The organism is Actinomadura kijaniata NBRC 14229, assembly GCF_001552175.1.
In the GTDB taxonomy this organism is placed as follows: Bacteria; Actinomycetota; Actinomycetes; order Streptosporangiales; family Streptosporangiaceae; genus Spirillospora; species Spirillospora kijaniata.
In genome coordinates this window covers 16,547-38,649 of the sequence record NZ_BCQR01000117.1, presented here as the reverse complement: position 1 = coordinate 38,649, position 22,103 = coordinate 16,547, and the positions used below count along the sequence as shown (strand labels likewise).

The following is a 22,103-nucleotide window of genomic DNA, read 5'->3' as shown; positions in this document are numbered from 1 at the left end:
CCACCGCGACCACGGCGCTCGCGCTCCCCGGAGCCGCGGTCGCCAGCCCCGCGCAGGCCAAGGCCGAGGTCTCCGAATACGTCGTGCTCTACCGGAAGGGCGCCCAGCTCGGGAAGGCCCACGCCGCCGTGAAGGCGGCCGGGGGAACGATCATCCGTGAGAACCGTGCGGTCGGGGTCGCCACCGTCCGTTCGGCGAACCCGAAGTTCACCGTCGCCGCCATGCGCCAGAAGGTGCTGGAGGGCGTCGCCCACAACCGCGTCATCGGCCAGGCCCCCAAGACCTCCGCCAAGGCCCGCGGCCGCCACGTCGAGAAGGAGTCCGGCTCGCGCGGACCCTCCGCCAAGGCCGCCACCACCCCGCGCAAGGGCGAGGAACCCCTCGCCGACCTGCAGTGGGACATGAAGCAGATCAACGCGACCGCCAAGGGCTCCTACCGCACCGAGCCCGGTGACCGCCGCGTGCTGGTCGGCGTCATGGACACCGGCGTGGACGGCAACCACCCGGACATCAAGCCGAACTTCAACGGCAGGCTCAGCCGCAACTTCACCGTCGACGTCCCGACCGACGCCGACGGCAACGAGCTCGACGGCCCCTGCGCCAACGAGCCCGACAAGTCCTGCAACGACGCCAACAACGTCGACGAGAACGGCCACGGCACGCACGTCGCCTCCACCATCGCCTCGCCGCGCAACGGCCTGGGCATGGCGGGCGTCGCCCCCAACACCTCGATCGTCAACCTGCGCGTCGGCCAGGACTCCGGCCTGTTCTTCCTCCAGCCGACCGTGGACGCGCTGACCTACGCCGCCAAGACCGGCGTCGACGTGGTCAACATGAGCTACTACATCGACCCGTGGCTCTGGAACTGCGCCAACAACCCGGCCGACTCCTGGACCGACAAGGTCGAGCAGCGCACCATCATCGCCGCCACCCAGCGCGCCCTGGACTACGCGCGCACCCGCGGCGTGACCCTCGTCGCGGCGGCGGGCAACGAGTACGTCGACTACACCAAGAACAACACCGACGTGACCAGCCCCGACTTCGCCTCGCGTCCCGGTGAGAAGCCCTACGAGCGCACCGTCACCCCCGCCTGCGAGTCCATGCCGTCCGAGGGCCGCGGCGTCGTCGCCGTCTCCTCCACCGGCATCACCAAGCGCAAGGCCGTGTACTCCAGCTTCGGCAACGGCTACATCGACGTCGCCGCGCCCGGCGGCGACAAGTACGACAACCCGGAGGGCAAGCCGGACGACAAGCTGGGCATCTGGGCCGCCTACCCCGAGGCGCTGGCCCGCGAGGCCGGTGAGCTGAACCCCGACGGCACCCCGAACACCACCCGCGTCATCCGCGACTGCAGGAACGGCGTCTGCGGCTACTACCAGTCGATCCAGGGCACCTCGATGGCGTCCCCGCACGCCGCCGGCGTCGCCGCCCTGATCGTCAGCCGGTACGGCAGGAAGGACCGCGCCCGCGGCGGCCTGACCCTGGACCCGCGCGCCACCGAGCGGATCCTGCTGGGCACCGCCAACGAGCGCGCCTGCCCGAGCCCCCGGACCGTCGAGTACGTCTGGTACCGCAAGAACGCCCAGGGCGAGTGGGTGAGGAACACCTCCAAGCAGACCTGTGAGGGCGGCAAGGCCCGCAACGGGTTCTACGGCCACGGCATCGTGGACGCCCTCGGCGCGGTGAAGCGCTGACCCGCACCGCTCCATGATCACGGCCCCCGGTTCTCGCCGGGGGCCGTGCTCTTTTCCGATGGCTCCCGCGTCCACTCACCGATCACGTCGTCCCCCGAGAGGAACCCGAGATCATGAACGCGCCGCCCCCCGTCCCGGACCCGACCGCCCCGGAGCCGCCGAGCCGTCCACCGGCGCGCCGTCCCGTACTGGTCGCCGCCGTGGCCGCGCTGGTCCTGATCGTCCTGCTCGGCACGACCGCCGTGTTCGTCTGGAAGCGGCGGGACGCCCCCACCACCACGAAGTCGTCGTCGGAGGTGACGGTCTCGGTCTTCCTGTGCACCCGGACGGCGACGAACCCGAAGTGCGGCAGGACCAACGCGACCGCCCAGCAGAAGGCGGAGGTGGAGACAGAGCTGAAGCGGATGCCGGGCGTCCGGAGGGTCGAGTACGAGAGCTTCGAGGAAGCCTACGAGCGCTTCAAGAAGGTCTTCGCGGACAGGCCCGACCTGCTCAGGAGCGCCAGGTTGGGCGACATCCCGGACTCCTACCGCGTGCGGGTCGCCGGGGACCGGGAGGCCGCCGCCCTCCAGGGGAGCATGCGCGGCCGACCCGGAGTCGACCAGGTGACGATCCAGCCGCGTCCGGCCGCGGGGGCCCGGCGGGGCCCGTTCTCCGGGACCTGAGCAACCCGGGGACCCCTCAGGGGTCTCTGGGACATGGAAGCAGCCGAGATGGTGAGGATCGAACGCGCGGCGGAGGCCGACACCTCCGCCGACGCGGACTCGGCCGTCACCGATCTGTACCGGGGCCACGCGCTGGGACTGATGCGCCTGGCCCTGTTGATGGTCGGGGACCGGCCCACGGCCGAGGACGTCGTGCAGGAGGCGTTCGCGGGGCTCTACCGGCGGTGGGGCGGCCTGCGCGACCGCGACAAGGCGTTGACGTACCTGCGGTCGGCCGTGCTGAACGGGTCCCGCAAGGTGCTGCGCCGCCGCCGTCTGCCGTTCCGCGTCCAGCACCAGCCGCCGGTCTGGTCGGCGGAGACCGCCGCCATGGTCGGCGAGGACCGGCGCGAGGTCCTGGCGGCGCTGCACCGCCTGCCCGCCCGGCAGCGCGAGGCGCTGGTGCTGCGCTACTTCGCGAACCTGACCGAAGAGGAGATCGCCGCGGCCATGGGCATCAGCCGCGGCACCGTCAAGTCGACCGCCTCGCGCGGGATCGCCGCGCTGGGCCGGATGCTGGGGGAGGACGCCGGATGAACCGCACCGAGGAACGGCTCACCGACGCGCTGCGCGGCGTGGGGGAGGTCCTGGAGCCGGGCGACGTCCCCGCGCCCGACTTCGGGCGACGCCGCCGCTTCGCGTGGCGGCCCGCCATGGCCGTCGCGGGGGCCGCGCTGGCGGTCACCGCCGCCGTGGGCACGGGCGTCGCGCTGACCGGCGACGACGGCGACCGGAAGGTCACCCTCACGACCCCGGCGGACAAGGGCGTCCGGGCCGTGATCTTCCTGTGCACGAAGACCTCGACGAACCGGCTCTGCTCCAAGAAGGACGTCACCCCCGCGCAGCGCGAGGAGGTGAAGAAGGCCCTGAGGGCCCTCCCGGCCGTGCGGCAGGTCGAGTACGAGAACCGGGACGCGGCCTACGAACGGTTCAAGGAACGCTTCCGCGACAGCCCCTCCTTCGCCGACGCCACCAAGCCCGGCGACATCCCGGAGTCGTTCCGGGTCCGGCTCGACGGCGTCAGTGATTTCTCCGAACTTCGGAAGGTCCTGATCGGCCGCCCCGGAATCGACCAGATCATCCTGGAGAGTCCGCGCTTCCGGATCAGGCTCTGCACGAAGGGCTCCGCGGGCTCCCGCTGCGACGGGCGGAGCGCCACCGTGGAGCAACTGCGCGGCCTGGAACGGTGGCTGGAGGCCCTGCCCGGCGAGGTCGACCTCGTGTACGAGGTCAGAAGACGCGCGGTGTCGGCCGACGGCCCAGCCCGGAGCAAGGTGGAAACCGTCGCCAAGCTCCTGGAGAAGAACACGCCCGTCGTGCTCCACGTGGCGCTGGACTCGGACCGCGCCCTCACCGCGTTCAGGGCGATCACCGCCCAACCCGGTGTGAACGGGGTGCTCACCGACTAGCCGCCGACGCGACGCGCCCCGGCACATCCCGGCCGGGGCTCCGTCGGCGCTTCCGCCAACGCGCGGGCCGTGGCCAGCGCGGACAGGCGAAGCAGTCGTCGATCATGCGGAACGCTCCACGAGCCTGCGCGCGGCCTTCGCGAACGAGCCGGGGTCCGCGCCCGCCAGATGCTCGACCAGCCCCTCGACCGTCGAGGAACTGACCAGCATGGATCCGGCGGCCCGCCACACGCCCCGGTCACACACCCAGATCTCCCACTGCGGGAACAGGTCGCGCAGGACGACGAGGAGGACGTCCCGGGGCGTCATGCCGCGCCTCCGTTCAGAACGGCGTACACGGCCTTGCCGCCCGACGCGAGGGGCCGGAACCCCCACGCCTTCGTGAGCTCCGAGACGATCGCCAGCCCGCGCCCGGAGAACCGGTCCAAGGTGAGCGGCAGCGCCCGCGGCTCGGCGTCGCTCCCGTCCCGCACCTCGACCACGGGCCCGACCGCCGACAGGTAGAGACGGACCGAGATCACCTCACCCGGCGCACTCCCGTGCTTATGGGCGTTGGTGACGAGTTCGTTGATCACCAGCAACGCGACCCCCACCGCCTCGCGCTCGTAACCCTTCGCGTCAAGCCAGTCCCGCGCGAAATCCCGCGCCGTCTTGATCGATTCTGGAGCGGAAACGATCATCAGCGTCGACGGGTCGGTGAGCGCGGCCGGCGGAGGCGCACTGATCATGGCGGCTGCCTTCGTTTCGTGACTCCCGGTCAATGTCGTGTGACGCGCTTACATGAAGGCACTCGCGGACGTAGCGTTTCCACGTGAGCCGCCCGGTACCCGCGCACCACCCACGAGCGGCTAACGCTTCTGACATTCCGCTGACAGGCCACTAGCGAAGAGACTGATCATGGCGAACCCCCCTCGAACGCCTGAGTCGATGAACTTCGGTCGTGAGGTCAGGAAGTGGCGTAAGCGTGCGAAAATCACTCAGGACGACCTCGCGGAACGGCTGAACGTCGTTCGCTCCTACATCTCCCAGGTGGAGACGGGGGCTACGCAGTGCCGCCAGGACTTCGCGGTGCGAATGGACGAGGCCCTCGGAGCGGAGGGCGAGATCTTGTCGGCCTGGCGAGAGTTCATCGAGCCGCTGCAGGAGGATCCCGTCTTCCCGCAGTACTTCGCGAGCTTCGAAAAGGCTGAACAGAGAGCATGCGAGATCAGGGCGTACGAAGCATACTTCGTCAACGGCCTGCTCCAGACGGAGGCATACGCGGCGGCCCTGCTGCGCGACGAAGAGGCCGTCGCTCTTCGCATGAAACGTCAGGGATGGCTTAAGCGGGAACCAGCCCCACTTCTCCATGTCGTTCTGGAGGAGAGCGTTCTTTATAGAGAGATCGGCTCTCGCGAAGTGATGCGCGAGCAACTTGAACGTCTTATCGCGGTGTCGCGCCAGGACGGAACCAACGTTCAAGTGGCTCCCTTCGCGGAATACAAGGGCGTACGGGGTTCGTTCATCGTCGCCACTCTTCCCGACCGCCGAGAGGTTCTCTATACCACCGACGCCGTAGGCGGGAACATGAGCTACGAACCTGTACACCTTGCGCGTGTATCCAGGACGATGGCTACACTGCAAGCCGAATCCCTCAACGCGGCGGATACGAGGGACTTTATTCGGAAGGTGATTGAGCAGAGATGGACCTGAGTAACGTCACCTGGCGCAAAAGCACGCGGAGTCATGCTGAGGGGGATGCCTGTGTTGAGCTGGCAGCCGTTCCTGGTGCTGTAGCCGTGCGTGACAGTAGAAACCCCGAGGGTGAAGTGGTGCTCATCAGCCACGAGGAGGCTTGTGTGCTCTCGCGGGCTGTGAAGAACCTGTAGGGGAAGAGCGCCCTTCGTTCGAGGTACTCCTTGGACGTGCGGGTTTCTATCCAGGTGATAGCGCTCTGTACGTTGATTCAGGAAACGTAGGTGGGGTTGAGGAGCGTGCTGTGGCGGAAGGCGTCGCAGAGTACGGAGAACGGCGGGCATTGCATCGAGGTCGCTGATCTCGGCGGAGTCGTCGGCGTTCGCGACAGCAAGGACCCGGGCGGTGGTCTGCTGTTCATTAGCCGTGAGGAAGCGCGCGCTCTGGCGGCGTTCGTCAAGAGCCTCTAGTCGGGGTGGCGGGGGTGCTCGGGCAGGATGGAGGGCATGTCCTATCGCGTCACGTTCGTTTGCACGGGCAACATCTGCCGCTCCCCCATGGCCGAGTGGGTGCTGCGTCACCACGTCGAGCAGGAGGGGCTGGACGTCGAGGTCGACAGCTCCGGAACGGACGGCTGGCACGCGGGGGACGACGCCGACCCGCGCACGGTCGCGGCGCTGCGGCGGGCGGGCTACGAGTCGTCGCACACTGCTCGGCGGTTCCGGGCGGACTGGTTCGGTCGGTACGACCTGATCCTCGCGCTGGACCGGGGCCACCTGCGGGCGCTGCGTTCGCTGGCCCCGGACGCGGAGGCGCGCGACAAGGTCCGCCTGGTGCGGGAGTTCGACCCGGACGCCGGGGACGACCTGGACGTGCCGGACCCCTACTACGGAGACGACGCCGACTTCGAGCACGTCCTGGAGCTGGTGGAGGCGGCCGTTCCGGGCCTGCTGGAGCACATCCGGGCGGGCCTGAAGGAGAAGTGACCGTGCGGGAGCTGCTGGGGGTCCGGGTCGAGCGCGTCACCGACCTGGGCTCCAGCCATTCCTGGACCCTGCACCGGGTGGCCCTCGCCGACGGCCGCGAGGTGTTCGTGAAGGCCGCCCACGGGCGGGGCGGGGTGTTCGCGGCCGAGGCCGCCGGGCTGCGCTGGCTGGCCGGGGCCGGGCCGGACGCACCCGTTCCCGAGGTGCTGGCCGCCGACGAGCACCGGCTCGTCCTGCCCTGGCTGCCCGCCGAGGCCCCCACCGCGCGGGCCGCCGAACGGTTCGGCCGCGACCTGGCCGCCCTGCACGCCGCCGCGCCGGACGCGTTCGGCGCGCCCTGGGACGGCTTCATCGCCGACCTGCCCCTCGACAACACCCCCGACCCGGGGCCGTGGCCGCGCTGGTACGCCGAACGCCGCCTGGCCCCGTTCCTGCGCCGCGCCGCCCGCGACCTCGGCGGGGACGGCGTCCGCCTCGTCGAGAAGGTCATCGAGGGGATCGACGCCCTCGCCGGGCCACCGGAGCCGCCCGCCCGGATCCACGGTGACCTATGGTCGGGCAACGTCCTGTGGACCGGCGGCCGCGCGATGCTGATCGACCCCGCCGCGCACGGCGGCCACCGCGAGACGGATCTGGCGATGCTGGCGCTGTTCGGCGCGCCCCGTCTCCAGCGGATCGTCGCCGCCTACGACGAGGCCGCCCCGCTCGCCGACGGCTGGCGCGAGCGGATCCCGCTGCACCAACTTCATCCGTTGCTGGTCCATGTCGCCCTGTTCGGCAGTGGTTACCGAGAGCAAGCGGTGGCCGCGTCCCGCGCCGCCCTGGCGTTGGCCCGCTGACCGGCGACGCTACGGAGATCCGCGGTAAGGGACGCGCATTGGACCGCGCCATTCAGGCATAGGGAAAACTACTTTGGGTAACGGATACCGCCCGTCCCGACGCGTTCAGGGAACATCCAGGGTTCGCTGACATCGTCGGATTCGGTAATCATGGCTGTTTGTCATGAGATAGAAGTGTTGGTGACGACCGGCAGCGACAAGGGCGAAAGCGGGCAGACGGAACCCCCATGGATGGAAAGCACACGGATTCGGCCTCTCCTTCGCGTGTCGTTCGGTACTGGCGCCGCGCCGTCCCCCTCGGGGTGGCGGCGGCGGTCGCGGCGGGCATCGGCGGCGGGGTGGACCTGGTGCACCGCTTCCAGGAGGACGACGACAAGCCCGCGAAGGCGTCGGCGAAGCAGGCGTCCGGCCAGCAGGACACCTCCGGCCCCCGCTACGTCGTCGGCGTGCGCCGCACCGGCACGGCCCTGGTCGTGCGGGAGGTGAAGACCGGCAAGGACGTCGGGCCGCCGGTCGCCGCGCCGCAGGGGCAGCGGTTCCGGCACATCGCGGCCGGGGGCGAGGGCACCTACGTGGTGTCGGCCGTGACCGACCGGCGGAAGGTCGTGTTCAACCGGCTGCGGCTGGACTCCGACGGCACCCCCAAGGACCTGGCCGCGATCCCGAACGTCACCGTCGACGGCGCCGCCACCGCCTGGTCGGACCTGGCCGTCGACCGGAACGGCGACCGGCTCGCCTCCGTCACCTACCGGGGGCAGACGGGCCGCGTCGACGTGGTGTCCCTGGCCACCGGCGAACGCCGGTCCTGGACCACCAGGCTCCCCGGCCGCATCACGAACCTGTCGTGGGCGGGCAGCACCCTGTCGTTCGTGTGGAACCCGATCCGCACGGTCAACGGCCGCCCCACCGTCGTCAGCCACCAGCTGCGCCGTCTCGACACCGCCGGTCCGGTCGGCGACCTGCGGGTCAGCAAGGCCGTCATGAAGCTGCCCAAGGGCAGCGTCTCGGCGATCCTCAGCCACGACGGCCGCACCGTCGTGGTCGGCGTCGGCCAGGGGTCGGAGCTGACGCTCCAGACCTACTCGTCCGCCACCGGGCAGCCCGCCCAGGTGCTGTGGAAGCGGCAGCAGGACGCCACCCCCGCCCGGATCTCCCCGGACGCCACCGGCCGTCACCTGCTGGCCGTGGGCGACGACGGCCGCCTGTACGCGCGCGGCGGGGCCGTTCCGGCCCAGGACCTCTCCGACGCCGCCTGGTGACCACGGGTGGATGATCACAATTCGGTGATCTTGACCACACCGCAGGGCGCCCCCGCCGCGTAGGGTGGGAGGCGCGGAACCGGGGCGGAACGGAGCGAGACCATGGGCATGGTGATGGCCGTCAGCTTCAGCCGCTACGGACGGCTGTACTACCTGGATCCCGGCTCGCACACGTTCCGGGTCGGCGACAAGGTCCTGGTGCCGACCGACGCGGGGCCCGAGGTCGCCGAGTGCGTGTGGGCGCCGCAGTGGGTGAGCGAGGACATCGGCGGCCTGCCGGTGTGCGCGGGCCCGGCGACCGAGGAGCACCTGGCGCGCGACGAGGCCAACCGCCGCCGCCGCGCCGAGGGCCGGTCCATCGCCAAGCGCCTGATCCGCAAGCACGGCTTGCCGATGAAGGTGATCGGCGTGGACTTCCTGGACGCCGACAACGTCTTCAAGGTCTACTTCTCGGCCCCGCACCGCGTCGACTTCCGCGCGCTGGTCCGCGACCTGGCCCGCTCCATCAAGGCCCGCGTCGAGCTGCGCCAGGTCGGGCCCCGCGACGAGGCCCGCCTCCAGGGCGGCATCGGGCCGTGCGGCCGGGACCTGTGCTGCGCGACGTTCCTGAAGGACTTCGAGCCGGTCTCGGTCCGCATGGCCAAGGACCAGGACCTGCCGGTGAACCCGCTGCGCATCGCCGGGGCCTGCGGCCGCCTGATGTGCTGCCTGAAGTACGAGCACCCCCTGTACGTGCAGGCCCACCAGGAGATGCCGAGGCTCGGCGAGCGCGTCGAGACGCCCGAGGGCCCCGGCCAGGTCGTCGCCCGCAACGTCCCCTCCGACACCGTCACCGTCCGGCTCAACGGCGGCGGCCGCTGCGCCTGCCCGTCGGCGTCGGTGTGCTCGCCGCGCAAGCAGCACGACGCGGTGTACGGCGACGAACGTCCCTGACGCCGTCGGCCGTACACCGGCGCCCGCGCTCGACGCGGGTCAGGGGATGACGTCGGCGACGATCGTGACCCCGGCCTTCCGGCAGGAGGACACGCGGCCGGAGCTGGCCGAAGCGGCAGCGGTGTTGCTGATGCAGGTCCAGCCCTCGACGGTGGCGAGGCCGCCCGAACCCTGCTTGGGCGTGTCCCTGCGGTAGTACGTCCGGAAGACCCGGAGGGCGGTCGCGCACTCGGCCCGCCCCTTGTCGATCCCCACCGCGAGGATGTCGCCGTTCGGAGGCCGGACCTCCCCGCAGCCGGTGCGCGGCCCGGAGAGCACCGGCTTACGGGAGGGCTTCGCCGGGCGGGTGCGGGGCTTGGTCGGGGCGGCCGACGGTTTGCTCGGAGCCGGGGACCCCGTGGTGGGCGTGGCCGTGGCGGGTTCGGTCGTGGCGGGCGTGCTCACGGCGGCGGGCGGCGACGGGGGAGGCGGCGCGGTCTTCTCGTCGCAGGCTCCCACGGCGAGGAGCAGGGCGGGAACGGCGAGCGCCAGGGCGCGCGTGCGCACGGTCGTGCCTCCGGGGGGTCGGCTTCAAGATCGCCATAGTTTCGCACGCGCCGCGGCGTCATCCCACGCGGGGGTGGCAGGGGTTTCCGCCGGTAGACGGCGCCTCGCCGGTCCCCGGCCCCGGGCCGTCCCACCCGGAGGAGGGCGAGCGGACCCGGGGCGCTCGGCCGCCCGCGACGCTCCCCGCCCCCGGGAGCGCCGGGCCGTTCCGCGAACGTCAGGCCGCGACCGGCCGCCGTCCGGCCAGCGGCGCGCGCGGCGGGGCCGGAACGCGCTTCGGCCCGGGGAAGGCATAGCGGGCGATCTTCTTCCAGGTGGAGCCGATCTGCCTGCCGAACGGGCCCGTGTGGTACGGCAGCCGGTACTTCCCGCACAGCTCCCGGATGCGCGGGGCGATCTCCGCGTAGCGGTTGCTGGGCAGGTCCGGGAACAGGTGGTGCTCGATCTGGTGGCTGAGGTTCCCCGTCATCAGGTGGAACAGCGAGCCGCCGCTGATGTTCGCCGAGCCGAGGAGCTGGCGGACGTACCACTCGCCCCTGGTCTCGCCGTCGAGCTGCTCCTCGCCGACCTCGAACACCTCCACGTCGCCGGGGAAGTGGCCGCAGAAGATGATCGAGTGCGCCCAGACGTTGCGGATGATGTTGGCGGTGAAGTTGGCGCCCAGCGTCGTCAGGAACTGCGGGCCGCTGAGCAGCGGGAACGCCAGGTAGTCCTTGCCCCACTGGCGGCGGATCTTCTTGCCGATCGCGCGCAGCTTCTCCTTGGTGACCTCCGGGTCGGCCTTGCCGGTGCGGACCTTGTCCAGCTCCAGGTCGTGGACCGCGACGCCGTACTCGAAGAACATCGCCAGCAGCGCGTTGTAGAGCGGCTGCGCCAGGTAGACCGGGTGCCAGGGCTGCTCGGGCGTGACGCGCAGGATGCCGTAGCCGACGTCGTTGTCCTTGCCGATCACGTTGGTGAACGTGTGGTGCACGAAGTTGTGCGAGTGCTTCCACTGCTCGGCGGGGGAGACGTTGTCCCACTCCCAGGTCGTGGAGTGGATCTTCGGGTCGCGCATCCAGTCCCACTGGCCGTGCATGACGTTGTGCCCGATCTCCATGTTCTCCAGGATCTTGGCGACCGACAGGATGGTCGTTCCGGCGATCCAGGCGGGCGGCAGCGACGACGCCATCAGCAGGGCGCGGCCGGTGACCTCCAGGCCGCGCTGCCACCGGATCACCTTGTGGATGTAGGCGGCGTCGCGTTCGCCCAGGTCGGCGGTGATCTCGTCGCGGATGGCGTCGAGCTCGCGGGCGATGGCCTCGTAGTCGGCGGGGGTCAGGTGGGCGACGGTCGGGTGCGGTTCGGTGGTCATACCGGCTCCTCTCACAGGTCGATCTCGACGGGTCCGGCGGCGGCGGAGACGCAGGTCTGGACCAGCTGGCCCTCCTCGCCGTGCACCTCGCCGGTGCGCAGGTCGCGGACCCGGCCGGAACGCAGGCGGCCGACGCACGAGTAGCAGATGCCCATCCGGCACCCGCTGGGCAGCAGCGCGCCCGCCTCCTCCCCGGCCTGCAACAACGGGGTCGAGCCACCGGCCTCGACGGCGATCTCGCTCCGGGTGAAGCACACCCGGCCGCCCTCGCCGCCGGCGCCCTTCAGGACGGTCCGGAACCGTTCCACGCGGAGGCGGTCGGCGATCCCGGCGGCCGCCCAGTGCGCCTCGGCGTCGTCGAGCATGTCGGCGGGGCCGCACGCCCAGGCGTCGCGTTCGGACCAGTCGGGGCACAGGTCGGCCAGGTCGGCGGGCTTGATCCGGCCGTGCGCGGCGGTGTGCCGCTCCACCAGCGTCAGCGCCGGCAGGCGGGCGGCCAGGGCGCGCAGCTCCGTCCCGAAGATCACCTCGTCGGGGGTGCGGGCCGAGTGGACCAGCACGGTGTCGGGCACCGCGTCCCGGTCCGCCAGGTCGCGCAGCATCGCCATGACCGGGGTGATCCCGCTGCCCGCCGTCAGGAACAGCAGCCGCTCCGGAACGGGGCCCGGGAGCGTGAAGTCCCCCTCGGGGTCCGCCAGCCGGACGATCGTCCCCGGCGGGGTCCGGTGCACCAGGTGGCGGGAGACGCGGCCGGACTCGTTGACCTTCACGGTGATCGTCAGCCGGCCGTCGGGGCGCGGCGGCGACGACAGCGAAAACGTGCGCCAGTACCGCACGCCGTCGACGTCCACGCCGATCCGCACCCACTGCCCGGGCCGGTGCCCGGGCCAGGCGTGGCCGGGCCGGATCGTCAGGGTCGCCGCGCCGGGGGCCTCCGGCCGGACGTTCTCGATCCGTCCGCGCCGCTCCGTGTCCGACCACAGCGGGTTGAGCAGCGAGAGGTAGTCCTCGGGCAGCAGGGGAGTGGTGAGCCTGCGGGCGGCGGCGACGAGCCGTTCGCCGAGCGGGCGGGCGTGCGGAGCGGTCAAGACGGGCCTCCCCGGGCGCTTCCAACTTACGGTGGCGTAACCTACGCTTACGTAGCCGTAGCCATGAGGGCAAGAGCCCGCCCGCAAAAGCGACAGGCATCACACCATCGCACTATGTGCCATCAAATGGTGTAATGCCTGCTGCCAAAAACGTCGTGTGAAGTTGTGAGCGAAGGCGCAAACCTGTCAGAACGAGGTCTTGGGCCTCTCCTGGAGGACCCCGTCGACGTACACGTCGACCTTCTCGTCGTAGAACGCCACCAGGCCGTCGACGCCCCGGCTCTCCGGCAACGGCGTGGGGTATGACCAGACCAGATCCTCGTGCAGCCGGTCCCCGGCGCGCACCGACCAGTACCGCGCCGTGCCCTTGTAGGGGCAGTGGGTCACCGTCTCGCTCGGCTCCAGCAGATCCAGCCGGACATGGGCCTTCGGCAGGTAGTACCGGGTCGGCAGGCCGGTCTCGAACAGCAGCCGGGGCGCGTTCGACTCGGCGACGACGACCCCGTCCACCTCCACCCGCACGTGCCGCGAGCTCGGCAGCACGTCCACCCGCGTGTACGGGCTGCGGGGATGCACGAAGACCTCCTCGTCCTCCTCGAACCAGGCGTCCATCGCGTCCCACTCCAGCCGCACCAGCCCGCGCAGCTCCTCGACCGGGGACTCCTCGTAACGCAACGCCGCCCCGGACGCCTCCACGCCGTTCACCCGCACGGTGTAGAGGGTCGAGTCGCCCTTGCTGGGCGACCGCCGCCCGGCGCCCTCCTTGACGAGCTCGGCCCGGACGTCGTCGACCGGAACGTAGTAGGTCGGGTAGTAGGGCGATTCCCAGACCAGGGAGGGGCGGACGGTGTCGGCCACCAGATGCCCGCCCAGATAGGTGCGGACGCGCCTGGCGCTCGGCTCGATCCGGACCCGCGTCCGCCGCGTCGTGTCCTGTGGGGTGCTCATATCCGGGCAACGGCCCCCGGCGGGCCGGTATTTCGCCGCCGGGGGCCGTATCCGGTCAGCGCCCGTCGATCAGCCGCATCGCCAGGTCGGGGCTGAACTGCCCGGCGGGCGTGTTCGGGGCGACGCCGCACTTGCCGTCGGAGTCGCCCGGCACCTTCACCCACAGCAGCATCTCCGCGCCGCCGCCCATCTGGGAGACGGTGCCGAGCTTGGCCCCGGCGGGATTGCACCAGTCACCGGGCCGGCCGCCCTTGCCATTGCGGCTGGTGTCCACCACGAACGTGCGGGTGTAGCCGTACTTGGCCGACAGCGCCGCGTTGACCTGCTTGGCGTACTTCACGGTGTCGGCGGTGGTGAAGTAGTTGGAGACGTTCAGGGCGAACCCGCGAACGTTCTTGAGCCCCGCCGAGTGCATCAACGCGGCGATGTCGGCGGGCTTGTGCCACTTGGCGTTCCCGCCGTCCAGGTAGACCTTGGCCTTGGGCGCCTTGGCCTTGAGCTGGTTGACCGCGTGTTTGAGCAGGTCCCTGCGGGACTTGCGGGCGGCCTCGGTGGGCAGGCAGCCGATCTGGGCCACGGCGTCCGGCTCCAGCACGACGACGGCGGGCCGCGTTCCGATCCCGGCCGCGAACGCCCCGATCCACGCCCGGTACCTGGCCGGGCTGCCCGCCCCGCCGCTCGAATGGCCGCTGCAGTCGCGGTCGGTGATGTTGTAGGGCACCAGGATCGGCGTCTTGCCCGCCCGCTGCGCCGCCGCCACGTAACGGTCGGCGGCCTTGCGGACGTCACCGCTCCACCCGCCGAACCAGCGGCCCATCGGACGTTGCGCGACGGCCTGCCTGATCTTCGCGGCGCGCGGGTCGTTCGGATGGGCGCGCACCCAGTTGGCGGGATTGGAGTCGGGGTCCACGTAGAACGGGCTGGCGACCGCCTGGCCGGCGGCGCTCACCTGGACGTCCTGCTGCGCGCAGCCGGCCAGCGCCACCACCGGGAGCAGGACGAGAAGCTTCCTCGCGAGCACGGGTCTCCCTCCGAACATGATCATTACGGTCGGGCCCAGTCTGGGGCGGCGGGACGCCCGACGCACGCGAAACCGAATTATCCACACCAACGACCGACCCGATGGTCCTCCCCCTCCCGGGCACGTAGCGTGGGCGGAGAACAGGGGAAGGGATCCAGATGCGGGCAGTGAAGATCACCGGTGCCGTCCTGATGGCGTGCGCCCTGGCGGCATGCACGGACAGCGCGGTCCCTCAGGCCACGCCCACCGGCACGCCACCCGGCCTGGACCGCTTCTACGGCCAGAAGGCCTCCTGGAAGGACTGCGACGGCGACTTCCAGTGCGCGACGGTCGAGGTCCCCCTCGACTACGCCAACCCCGGCGGCGAGACCATCCGGATCTCCATGGTCCGCCTGCCCGCGAGCGGGCAGTCCGGCCGCATCGGCTCCCTGTTCACCAACCCCGGCGGCCCGGGGGCGTCCGGCGTGGAGTTCGTCCGCAAGACGGCCCGCGCGTTCAGCCCCGAGCTCCTGCGCCGCTTCGACATCGTCGGCTTCGATCCCCGCGGCGTCGGCGCCAGCGCCCCCGTCCGCTGCCTGGACGGCCCCGGCCTCGACCGCTTCTTCAGCACCGACTCCTCCCCCGACGACCAGCGCGAGACCGACGCGCTGGCCGACGAGAGCAGGACGTTCGCCCAGTCCTGCCAGACCGGCTCCGCCGCCCGCCTGCCCCACGTCGGCACCCTGAACGCGGCCCGGGACATGGACATCCTGCGCGCCGCGGCCGGCGACCGGAAGATGACCTACTACGGCGCCTCCTACGGCACCTACCTGGGCGCGTACTACGCCGACCAGTTCCCCAAGAACGTCAGGGCCCTGGTCCTGGACGGCGCGGTGGACCCCGAGCAGACCTCCACCGGCCTCCTCGTGGAGCAGGCCAAGGGCTTCGAGACGGCCCTGAGGTCCTTCGCCGAGGACTGCGTGAAGACCTCGGCCTGCCCCCTCGGCACCACCGCCGACGCGGCGGTCGACCGGGTCTCCGCGCTCCTCCGCCAGGCGGACGAGCGCCCCCTCACCAACCGCCGCGACAGCCGCAAGGTCACCGAGTCCTGGGTGGCGATGGGCATCGCGACCGCGCTCTACAACAAGGAGAGCTGGCCGTTCCTCCGCCAGGCCCTGAGCCAGGCGGTCGGCCAGGGCGACGGCACCCAGCTGATCACCATCGCCGACCTGATGGTGGAGCGGAAGCCCGACGGCACCTACAGCAACCAGGTCGCCGCGAACATGTCCGTGAACTGCGTGGACAAGCCCAACCCGCCCGACGCCAAGACCTACGGCGAGTCCGTCGCCGAAGCCCGCAGGTCGGCGCCGCGCTTCGGCCCGTTCGTGGTCTGGGGCGGCCTCCCGTGCGTCTACTGGCCGGCCAAGCCCAAGGCCGAACCGAAGCCTCCCACCGCGACCGGCGCGGCCCCCATCCTGGTGATCGGCACCCTGCGCGACCCGGCGACCCCGTACGCCTGGTCCGAGGCCCTCGCCAAGCAGCTGGACTCGGGCGTCCTGCTGACGTTCAACGGCGACGGCCACACCGCCTACCTCCAGGGGGACCGCTGCGTGACCCAGGCGACCGACCGCTACCTCACCACGGCCGAACCCCCGACGAACGGGACCCGCTGCGGCTGATGCACACACACCCCGAAAGATTGGGTAGACTGCTGCCCGCCACCCCAGGTGGCACGCCGCCTTAGCTCAGTCGGCAGAGCGATTCACTCGTAATGAATAGGTCGTCGGTTCGATTCCGACAGGCGGCTCCAGCTCAGAGGCCCCTTCCGATCACTCGGGAGGGGCCTCCGGCGTGATGGAGTGTCTAGCTGGGTGACTGAGCTCACCGACACAGCGGTCGAAGCCTCCAGAGTCAGCTTCCTAACCAGTCAGCCCCCGGCGTCTGGCCGAAGGAACCTGTGGCGAACTGCTGTGGCCTGACACCCGCCGCCTTGGTCGGGGACTTCCCGCAGGTGTCAGCCAGATCCCCTGGCTAGTGAGAGCTCCAGGAAGGCCGCCTGCACGGAACGCGAGCCGTGGGAGTTCTCCTGTTCCCAGGGCGCGAAGCATCGGATAGTTGTAGCTTTTTCCCATGTCGACCAGTTCTGAGCGCAATCCGAGCCTTCCTTCGAAGGAAGAGCTAATCCGTGCGGTGCGTGCAGCGGGATGGCTACTGGAACAAGAAACGGAAACCACGCTTCAAGAATCCGGGTTTTTCACTATTCCCAACAGATCTTTCCCGGATCCTGATGATTCTACTGTTTCGCGAGAGGTGGACGTTTACGGAAGAAGAGTTTTCTATCAGCATGAAGAATTGGCGCTATCGATCGAAGCTAGGATTATTGCGGAATGTAAGCAGAGTAGTCAGCCTTATGTTTTGATAGGGCGGCCACTTCGAGAGTCTGAGCGATACAGGGATCGAATTGAGGAAATCTACCCTCATCGCGAAGTGGAAGTCGAATTTGTGGATTGGTCCACTGGGAGCAAGGGGATTCGCTCTATACCTGCCAGGAGGTTCCTTGACTTGCAGGAGATCCCTTATGCGCCCTGGAATGATGATTTCCTTGCCACGCAAATGACTCGTCTTGATAGAAAGAAAGAGTGGCTGGCGGACAATCGGGGAATATTTACGTCCATTACTGTTCCGCTGGCCAAGTCGGTTCATTATTTTCGAGACCAATGGCCTGCGCACAGAGGGCCTGCTCATTCGCGCGGTCGCTCGATGACGAGCAGTAATAGCCGATCCCATTTTATCTTTATGTATCCTATGGTGGTCACCTCTTCCCCTATCTTTAAGTTGGATGTGGCCCAAGATGAACTCGACCCTAAAATTGTCCCATGGGCGGCAATGACTCGCGAGGTTTTGACTTCATCGATAAGTGGAGTATTTAATTTCGATGTAGTTAATTTTGATCACCTCAAAGATTATCTGAGTTGGAGAATAATGGGCTTTATGGGCGAGGTTGCGCGCAAGGCTGAGAATGATCCGGAGGCTTTTGTTTCTTGGCGCGATCTCGGTCCCTCTGCAGGTGAGGATGTCTAGCTATATTTGAGCTACTGGTCAGTTCCGAAAATGTCGTCCATGGCTTCCGCGCCAGCCAGTAGCGCGGGTCGGATCTGGTGCCAGTAGACCGTCTCGGTTACCTCGGTGCTCTTGTGTCCGGCCAGTCGGGAGACGTCTTCCAGGGCGACTCCGGCGTCCGACAGGATCGACACGAAGCTGTGGCGCAGCTCGCGCGGCGTCCACTCTTCCGGGTTCAGGTCGGGAACCTTGCGCAGGATGGCGCGGAGCGAACGGAGCACGTTGTTCGGGTTTCGCTCGGTACCGACCGTGGAGGCGAACACCAGGTCGTTCTTCTGCCAGGCGTCGCCGGCGGCCTGGCGTTGACGCTCCTGAAGCTCCTCGTGGAAGCGCAGCGCCTCCGCGCATCGCTTAGGCAACGCCAGCGACCGGCGCGACGTCTTGGTCTTGGTCTTGCCGCCAGCTCGCACCGACCGCCAGATGTACACGGCGAACTGCTCGTGCTCCCACCCGGCCGTCTTCACCGGGAGCCAGGCGTCGCGCTCAGCGTCGTAGGCGACTACGTGTGACCAACGCAGCGCCCGCAGTTCCTCCGTGCGCGCGCCAGTCAGCAGCGACAGCACGATGTAGGCGTACATGGCTGTGTTGGCAGCAGCCTCCACGACGGCCATAGCCTGCTGCACCGTCAGGGACTTGGAGGGGCGACCCTCACGGCCCTTGGGGACCTCACAGAGCTGTACGACGTTCCGCTTCACCTTGTCGCGCTTCTGGGCGCGCTTGATGGACCGTCGCAGGATCGAATGGAGCTGGCGAAGGGTGTCGGTGCTGAGGTGCTTTGCGCGGTCAAGAAGCCACTCGTCCACTTCGTCGGCGGTCAGCTCGTGCAGCTTCCGCGCACCGAGGAACGGGATGATGTGGTTCTCGGCCAAGCCGCGACACTTGATGACGGTGTCTTCGTCGCGCCCGGGCAACCCGTGCTTCAACCAGTCCCGCACGGCCTGAGCGACGGTGTACCGGGTGTCCTCGCTCGGTAGGCCGTCCTCCAGGTCGCGAAGCTTCTCCCTGAGCTTCTTCTGAGCGCCGGTCTTCGTCCGGTCGCTGGCCTTCCGGGTGATGCGCTTGCCGCTCGGCGTATAGCCGACGGTCACTTCCGCTATCCAGCGCTGACGCTTCTCGCTCCAGTACAGTCCGCCGTCGCCACGGCTACGCCGCTTCGGCATCAAGCCACCTCCGCGCGGGCCTCGTTCTGGAGCAGCGCGACGTAGTCCAGCAGAGCGTCAGCGGGGATCAGCCGGGACTTTCCTCGCTTGACCGAGCGCAGCCGTCCGGAGGTGATCTCCTCGTACAGAGCAGTACGCCCGATCGACAGCAGTTCCCCGGCCTCGTTCAGGTCGTAGAGCAGTTTCGTCAGAGCCGGGGCGGTGGGGGTGGGGTGGTTGGCCATGATGAGGGTGCCTCCTTCGAGGGGGTGAGGGCCCGGCGCGGCGCTTTGGTCGGTGGTGCGCCGGGTCCGCTTGCGGTTACGGATGGTGACGAGTCTCGGGGGTGCGGCTTGTCTGGCGATTCGGCTCGAACTTGTCTTGTCTCGTCTTGTTCATTCGGCCCTACGCGCGCGCGTAGTGGACCTGGGCGAGACAAGTGGGCCAAGTGGACAAGACAAAACAAGCCGAGTGGGCGAGTTCGGCGGTTGTCACGGATCGTGGTCGCCGGGGGCGTGCTCGGGTAGGTAGTAGCGGGCCGCGCTGGTGGCTCCGGCGACGGTGATGAACCCGTGTTCGCGTAGGGCGGTCAGCCAGTTGGAGACGGTGGCCCGGGACTTGCCTCCCAGCTTGGTCAGCTCGCGCGGTTGCGCTCCTTCGGGGCCGCGTTGGGCCAGGAACGTCAGGATGCGCTCGCGGGCGTCGGCGGGGATCTTGGCGACAGCGGCGGGCAGCCGGGTTGGTGCCGGGGCGGCGGCCGGGCGGGTCGGCGTGGTGGCGGGCGCGGTGGTGGACGCGGCGGCCTGGGAGGTGGGGAGTGGCGGGAGCGGTTCCCACATCGGTACGACCTGGTGGCCGAGTTTGCGGCACAGCTCGATGACGGCTTGGGCGTCGCCGGTGGCCAGGTCGATGCGGTCGTGCAGCTCCATGATGGCGTTGCACACCTCGGCGGGTTCCTCGGCGGGGCACAGCCGGTACAGGATGACCCGGTTGATCTGTTCCAGGTTGTCGAGGATGAAGGCGAACCAGTCAGCCACCCGGTTCAGCGTGGTGTGGCTGGTGGGGGCGTAGGGATCGGGGGCAGCGGTCATCGGCGGTCTCCCCGGTGGTCGGCGCGGCGGCGGGGCTGACTGGGCCGGGCGGGCGTGGCGTTGATCTGGCCGATGCACGGCGGGCACAGGCCCATGACCACCACCAGGGGTCCGGCTTGGAAGGCGGCGCTGTGGATGGCGTCGGGGGTGTGTCGGCAGCGGTCGCAGATGCGGTCTTCGGCGGGTGTGGGGTGCAGGGAGGGGATGCATCCCCCGCACACCAGGCGGCCCGGTGCCCACAGTGCGGCGTGGACGACGGCGGGCGCGTGGACGGTCAGGTGCGGGCACATCTGGGCGGTCCCGTCCAGCAGGGCCAGCAGCAGCGCGGCCAGCTGCTCACCCAGCCACGGGTCGGTGGTGACGGCCGGTTGGGCTCCGGCGCGGGTGGTCATCTCGGTCACCAGGCGGTGGGCGTGGCGGGTGGCGGCGTCGGCCTGGTCGCGCCAGGCGGTGAACGCGGCGGTGCGGGCAGCGCTGTGGTGGGCGGTCATCGAGGCTCCTGCCAGGTGCGGCCGTCGTGGTCGAGCAGGAACCGGTGGTCGTGGCGGCACTGCCACCAATCCCCGGCGTAGTCGGGACTGATGCCGTCCCAGCGGGTGACCGGACAATCGCACGCCGGGCAGGCGGGCGGGTCGTCCAACTCGGTCCAGTCGCGCTGCTCCCAGGGCACCCATCCGGCCGGGGCCGGGTCGGGGGGTGGGATGTCGGCGCACACGTGCGTGCCGGTCGCGGGGGTGTGGTCGGGGCAGGGCTCGGATTCGACGGGCATACCGCAGATGCCGTCGGGCAGCGGGCCGGGGACCGCGCAGACGTAGCCACCGGGCGGGATCGAGTCGTCCCAGACCTCGGGGGCGGTGGGGCGGTGGGGAGTGGTCACGGGTGGACTCCTTGAGAATGGTCCGAAAGTGGAGTTTGGTGCGCATCATCCGGTTGCGGGGAGTGAGGGGCGTCGGTCAGTCCGGCCACAGTCCGGCCAGTGCGGCCAACCCCCGGACCCTGGCCGCACTGGCCGGACTGTGGCCGGACTGGGGAAGCCGGTGACGCAGTGTCGTTGACCGAAAGTCGCCATACGGTCTTGGCGGGGAACCCTTCCCGGGTGCTGACGACTGCGGCGCGGGAGCGGGCGCGGCGCAGGGTGCGTTCGCTGAACCCCTCGGCGCGGGCGGCCTTGAGAAGGTCGGTGAAGACCGTTTCGCCGCCCTGGCTGATCAGGTAGTCGCGCAGCCAGTCGGCGGCCTCACGGCGCTCGGAGTGCTCGCTGGGGTCTCCGGCCGCGTCGGCCAAGATGTCGGCCACCCCGCGTGCGGACTCGCCGGTGAACTCCAGCACGCCCACCGAGGTATCCCCGTCGGCTGTGGGCACGGTCGCCGAGACGATCTGGTAGCGCAGCGACGGAAGGTCCAGCCGTCCGAGGTTGCTCTTGGCCTGGCTGAGGACGCAGGAGCCGTCGTCGGCGTCGGGGTCGCGGGCGACGGCCAACACGGCGCGGGCGACGGCGGAGAACGCGCGCGAGCCGGTGATCAGGTTCAGAGCGTCGCCGTTGGCGGACTTGTTGAAGTGGGCCAGGCCGACCACCGCGCAGCCGGTGACGTCGGCTAGGCGGGCCAGGGGTTCCAGGGCGGTGCGCAGCTCGCGGTCGCGGTGGGTGTCGATCCGGGAGTGGATCAGCGACAGCAGCGGATCGGCGGCCAGCAGCACCACCCCGCGCGCGGTGATCTCGGCGGCCAACGCGGCGGTGTCGCGCGGCAACGTCAACGAGTCGATCACCCCGTCACGCTCGACATCGACCCGGTACACCAGGTCCAGGTCGGCCCCGGCCGCGTGCAACCGGGGCGCGATCGTGTACGCCCACGAGTCCTCGGAGGCGGCGTAGATGACCGGGCGCGGGGTGCCGTAGTGCAGGCCAGGCAACTGCCCACGCGTGATCCGCGCGGTCAGCCAGGCCAACAGCAACGACTTGCCGATGCCCTCACGGCCCGGCAGCACCGAGATGGCACCGGCCGGAACGCGCTGGTCCCACAGCCAGCGCACCGCGCGCATCTGGACGGTCGAGGCGGGGGTGAGCAGCAACCGCGTCCCACCCTGGTCGGCGGTCGGGTCGGTGGCGTGGTCCTGGTCGCGTCCGGCGGCCGGGTCCGCGCTCGGGTCCGGGACCTGGTCGGCCGATGCAGCTTCACCGGTCGCGCGCGCCGGTCCGGGACCTGGTGGCGCGACCGGTCCGGCGGTGTCGGCGGGGGCGGGGCGGACCGGGGGCCAGACCTGGGTCAGGCGGGCGGTGTGGCCGTCGGGCCGGTGCGGGGTGGTGGGATCAGTCAAGAC

Annotated in this window: 26 protein-coding genes and 1 tRNA gene; 14 read left to right on the top strand and 13 right to left on the bottom strand. The window is 69.9% G+C overall.

The genetic code is table 11. The annotated features are described in order from the left end of the window. From AKI01S_RS31680 to AKI01S_RS31665, 4 genes are all read left to right on the top strand, one after another. On the top strand, nt 1-1,694 hold a 1,694-nt coding region (locus AKI01S_RS31680; RefSeq protein ID WP_067825934.1), incomplete at its 5' end, for a S8 family peptidase. Between the two features lie 113 nt (nt 1,695-1,807). Next, nucleotides 1,808-2,359 carry a permease-like cell division protein FtsX gene (locus tag AKI01S_RS31675; protein WP_067825931.1) on the top strand — a complete coding sequence of 184 codons (552 nt, stop codon included), beginning with the start codon at nt 1,808-1,810 and terminating at the stop codon, nt 2,357-2,359. Between the two features lie 48 nt (nt 2,360-2,407). Then, entirely contained in the window at nt 2,408-2,935 is a 528-nt protein-coding gene (locus tag AKI01S_RS31670; RefSeq protein WP_084000443.1) for a SigE family RNA polymerase sigma factor, read from the top strand. Beyond that, nucleotides 2,932-3,807: a permease-like cell division protein FtsX gene (locus tag AKI01S_RS31665; protein ID WP_067825928.1), complete on the top strand. Its 876-nt coding sequence runs from the start codon at nt 2,932-2,934 to the stop codon at nt 3,805-3,807. The genes AKI01S_RS31670 and AKI01S_RS31665 overlap by 4 nt, the downstream gene beginning before the upstream one ends. Nucleotides 3,808-3,909: 102 nt before the next feature. Here the strand turns inward: AKI01S_RS31665 and AKI01S_RS31660 are convergent, their stop codons facing one another. Further along, nucleotides 3,910-4,116 carry a hypothetical protein gene (locus AKI01S_RS31660; protein WP_067825926.1) on the bottom strand — a complete coding sequence of 69 codons (207 nt, stop codon included), beginning with the start codon at nt 4,114-4,116 and terminating at the stop codon, nt 3,910-3,912. Continuing rightward, nucleotides 4,113-4,568, bottom strand: coding sequence for an ATP-binding protein (locus tag AKI01S_RS31655; RefSeq protein ID WP_157420287.1), 456 nt, complete (start codon nt 4,566-4,568; stop codon nt 4,113-4,115). Before AKI01S_RS31655 ends, AKI01S_RS31660 begins: the two co-directional genes overlap by 4 nt. A 136-nt stretch (nt 4,569-4,704) precedes the next feature. Between AKI01S_RS31655 and AKI01S_RS31650 the strand changes: the two genes are divergently transcribed. From AKI01S_RS31650 to AKI01S_RS31625, 7 genes are all read left to right on the top strand, one after another. Next, entirely contained in the window at nt 4,705-5,499 is a 795-nt protein-coding gene (locus AKI01S_RS31650) for a helix-turn-helix domain-containing protein (protein WP_084000442.1), read from the top strand. Further along, entirely contained in the window at nt 5,490-5,675 is a 186-nt protein-coding gene (locus tag AKI01S_RS49605; protein WP_084000441.1) for a DUF397 domain-containing protein, read from the top strand. The genes AKI01S_RS31650 and AKI01S_RS49605 overlap by 10 nt, the downstream gene beginning before the upstream one ends. A gap of 105 nt (nt 5,676-5,780) precedes the next feature. After that, nucleotides 5,781-5,951 (top strand): DUF397 domain-containing protein, encoded by a 171-nt coding sequence (locus tag AKI01S_RS31645; protein ID WP_245681861.1) that lies wholly within the window; start codon nt 5,781-5,783, stop codon nt 5,949-5,951. 36 nt (nt 5,952-5,987) lie between these two features. Continuing rightward, nucleotides 5,988-6,467, top strand: coding sequence for a low molecular weight protein-tyrosine-phosphatase (locus AKI01S_RS31640; protein ID WP_067825919.1), 480 nt, complete (start codon nt 5,988-5,990; stop codon nt 6,465-6,467). A 2-nt stretch (nt 6,468-6,469) separates the two neighbouring features. Further along, on the top strand, nt 6,470-7,306 hold the full coding sequence (locus AKI01S_RS31635; RefSeq protein WP_067825944.1) for a fructosamine kinase family protein: 837 nt from the start codon (nt 6,470-6,472) through the stop codon (nt 7,304-7,306). Between the two features lie 227 nt (nt 7,307-7,533). Beyond that, nucleotides 7,534-8,565: a hypothetical protein gene (locus tag AKI01S_RS31630; RefSeq protein WP_067825917.1), complete on the top strand. Its 1,032-nt coding sequence runs from the start codon at nt 7,534-7,536 to the stop codon at nt 8,563-8,565. 102 nt (nt 8,566-8,667) lie between these two features. Further along, nucleotides 8,668-9,498 (top strand): PSP1 domain-containing protein, encoded by an 831-nt coding sequence (locus tag AKI01S_RS31625; protein WP_218009893.1) that lies wholly within the window; start codon nt 8,668-8,670, stop codon nt 9,496-9,498. A 39-nt stretch (nt 9,499-9,537) separates the two neighbouring features. Here the strand turns inward: AKI01S_RS31625 and AKI01S_RS31620 are convergent, their stop codons facing one another. The 5 genes from AKI01S_RS31620 to AKI01S_RS31600 form a co-directional block, all read right to left on the bottom strand. Continuing rightward, nucleotides 9,538-10,044 carry a hypothetical protein gene (locus AKI01S_RS31620; RefSeq protein ID WP_067825915.1) on the bottom strand — a complete coding sequence of 169 codons (507 nt, stop codon included), beginning with the start codon at nt 10,042-10,044 and terminating at the stop codon, nt 9,538-9,540. Nucleotides 10,045-10,261: 217 nt separating this feature from the next. Next, nucleotides 10,262-11,398 (bottom strand): fatty acid desaturase family protein, encoded by a 1,137-nt coding sequence (locus AKI01S_RS31615; protein ID WP_067825913.1) that lies wholly within the window; start codon nt 11,396-11,398, stop codon nt 10,262-10,264. 11 nt (nt 11,399-11,409) lie between these two features. Then, the gene (locus tag AKI01S_RS31610) at nt 11,410-12,486 is read right to left on the bottom strand and encodes a ferredoxin reductase (protein ID WP_067825911.1); all 1,077 of its coding nucleotides are present in this window, start codon (nt 12,484-12,486) and stop codon (nt 11,410-11,412) included. Between the two features lie 186 nt (nt 12,487-12,672). Then, nucleotides 12,673-13,434, bottom strand: a complete 762-nt coding sequence (locus AKI01S_RS31605; RefSeq protein ID WP_067825909.1) for a DUF427 domain-containing protein — start codon at nt 13,432-13,434, stop codon at nt 12,673-12,675. Nucleotides 13,435-13,489: 55 nt separating this feature from the next. After that, nucleotides 13,490-14,455 (bottom strand): glycoside hydrolase family 6 protein, encoded by a 966-nt coding sequence (locus AKI01S_RS31600; protein ID WP_067825906.1) that lies wholly within the window; start codon nt 14,453-14,455, stop codon nt 13,490-13,492. A 158-nt stretch (nt 14,456-14,613) separates the two neighbouring features. Between AKI01S_RS31600 and AKI01S_RS31595 the strand changes: the two genes are divergently transcribed. The 3 genes from AKI01S_RS31595 to AKI01S_RS51035 all read left to right on the top strand — a co-directional run bounded on the left by AKI01S_RS31595 (nt 14,614) and on the right by AKI01S_RS51035 (nt 17,515). Further along, complete coding sequence (locus tag AKI01S_RS31595) at nt 14,614-16,113, top strand: alpha/beta hydrolase (RefSeq protein WP_067825903.1); 1,500 nt, start codon at nt 14,614-14,616, stop codon at nt 16,111-16,113. A 55-nt stretch (nt 16,114-16,168) separates the two neighbouring features. Further along, a tRNA-Thr gene (locus AKI01S_RS31590) sits at nt 16,169-16,244 on the top strand. Nucleotides 16,245-16,564: 320 nt separating this feature from the next. Beyond that, nucleotides 16,565-17,515 carry a hypothetical protein gene (locus AKI01S_RS51035; protein ID WP_157420286.1) on the top strand — a complete coding sequence of 317 codons (951 nt, stop codon included), beginning with the start codon at nt 16,565-16,567 and terminating at the stop codon, nt 17,513-17,515. Between the two features lie 11 nt (nt 17,516-17,526). On the opposite strand, the gene AKI01S_RS31585 is transcribed toward AKI01S_RS51035, so the two are convergent. From AKI01S_RS31585 to AKI01S_RS31560, 6 genes are all read right to left on the bottom strand, one after another. Next, nucleotides 17,527-18,714, bottom strand: coding sequence for a site-specific integrase (locus tag AKI01S_RS31585; protein WP_067825900.1), 1,188 nt, complete (start codon nt 18,712-18,714; stop codon nt 17,527-17,529). Continuing rightward, on the bottom strand, nt 18,714-18,938 hold the full coding sequence (locus AKI01S_RS31580; protein ID WP_067825898.1) for a helix-turn-helix domain-containing protein: 225 nt from the start codon (nt 18,936-18,938) through the stop codon (nt 18,714-18,716). Before AKI01S_RS31580 ends, AKI01S_RS31585 begins: the two co-directional genes overlap by 1 nt. Nucleotides 18,939-19,184: 246 nt before the next feature. Continuing rightward, nucleotides 19,185-19,784 carry an ArsR/SmtB family transcription factor gene (locus tag AKI01S_RS31575; protein ID WP_067825896.1) on the bottom strand — a complete coding sequence of 200 codons (600 nt, stop codon included), beginning with the start codon at nt 19,782-19,784 and terminating at the stop codon, nt 19,185-19,187. Beyond that, a complete protein-coding gene (locus AKI01S_RS31570; protein WP_067825894.1) occupies nt 19,781-20,275 on the bottom strand; it encodes a hypothetical protein in 495 nt (164 codons plus the stop codon). The genes AKI01S_RS31575 and AKI01S_RS31570 overlap by 4 nt, the downstream gene beginning before the upstream one ends. Then, nucleotides 20,272-20,661: a hypothetical protein gene (locus AKI01S_RS31565; RefSeq protein WP_067825892.1), complete on the bottom strand. Its 390-nt coding sequence runs from the start codon at nt 20,659-20,661 to the stop codon at nt 20,272-20,274. Before AKI01S_RS31565 ends, AKI01S_RS31570 begins: the two co-directional genes overlap by 4 nt. Continuing rightward, nucleotides 20,658-22,100: an AAA family ATPase gene (locus AKI01S_RS31560; RefSeq protein ID WP_218009891.1), complete on the bottom strand. Its 1,443-nt coding sequence runs from the start codon at nt 22,098-22,100 to the stop codon at nt 20,658-20,660. Before AKI01S_RS31560 ends, AKI01S_RS31565 begins: the two co-directional genes overlap by 4 nt. Nucleotides 22,101-22,103: the final 3 nt, after the last annotated feature.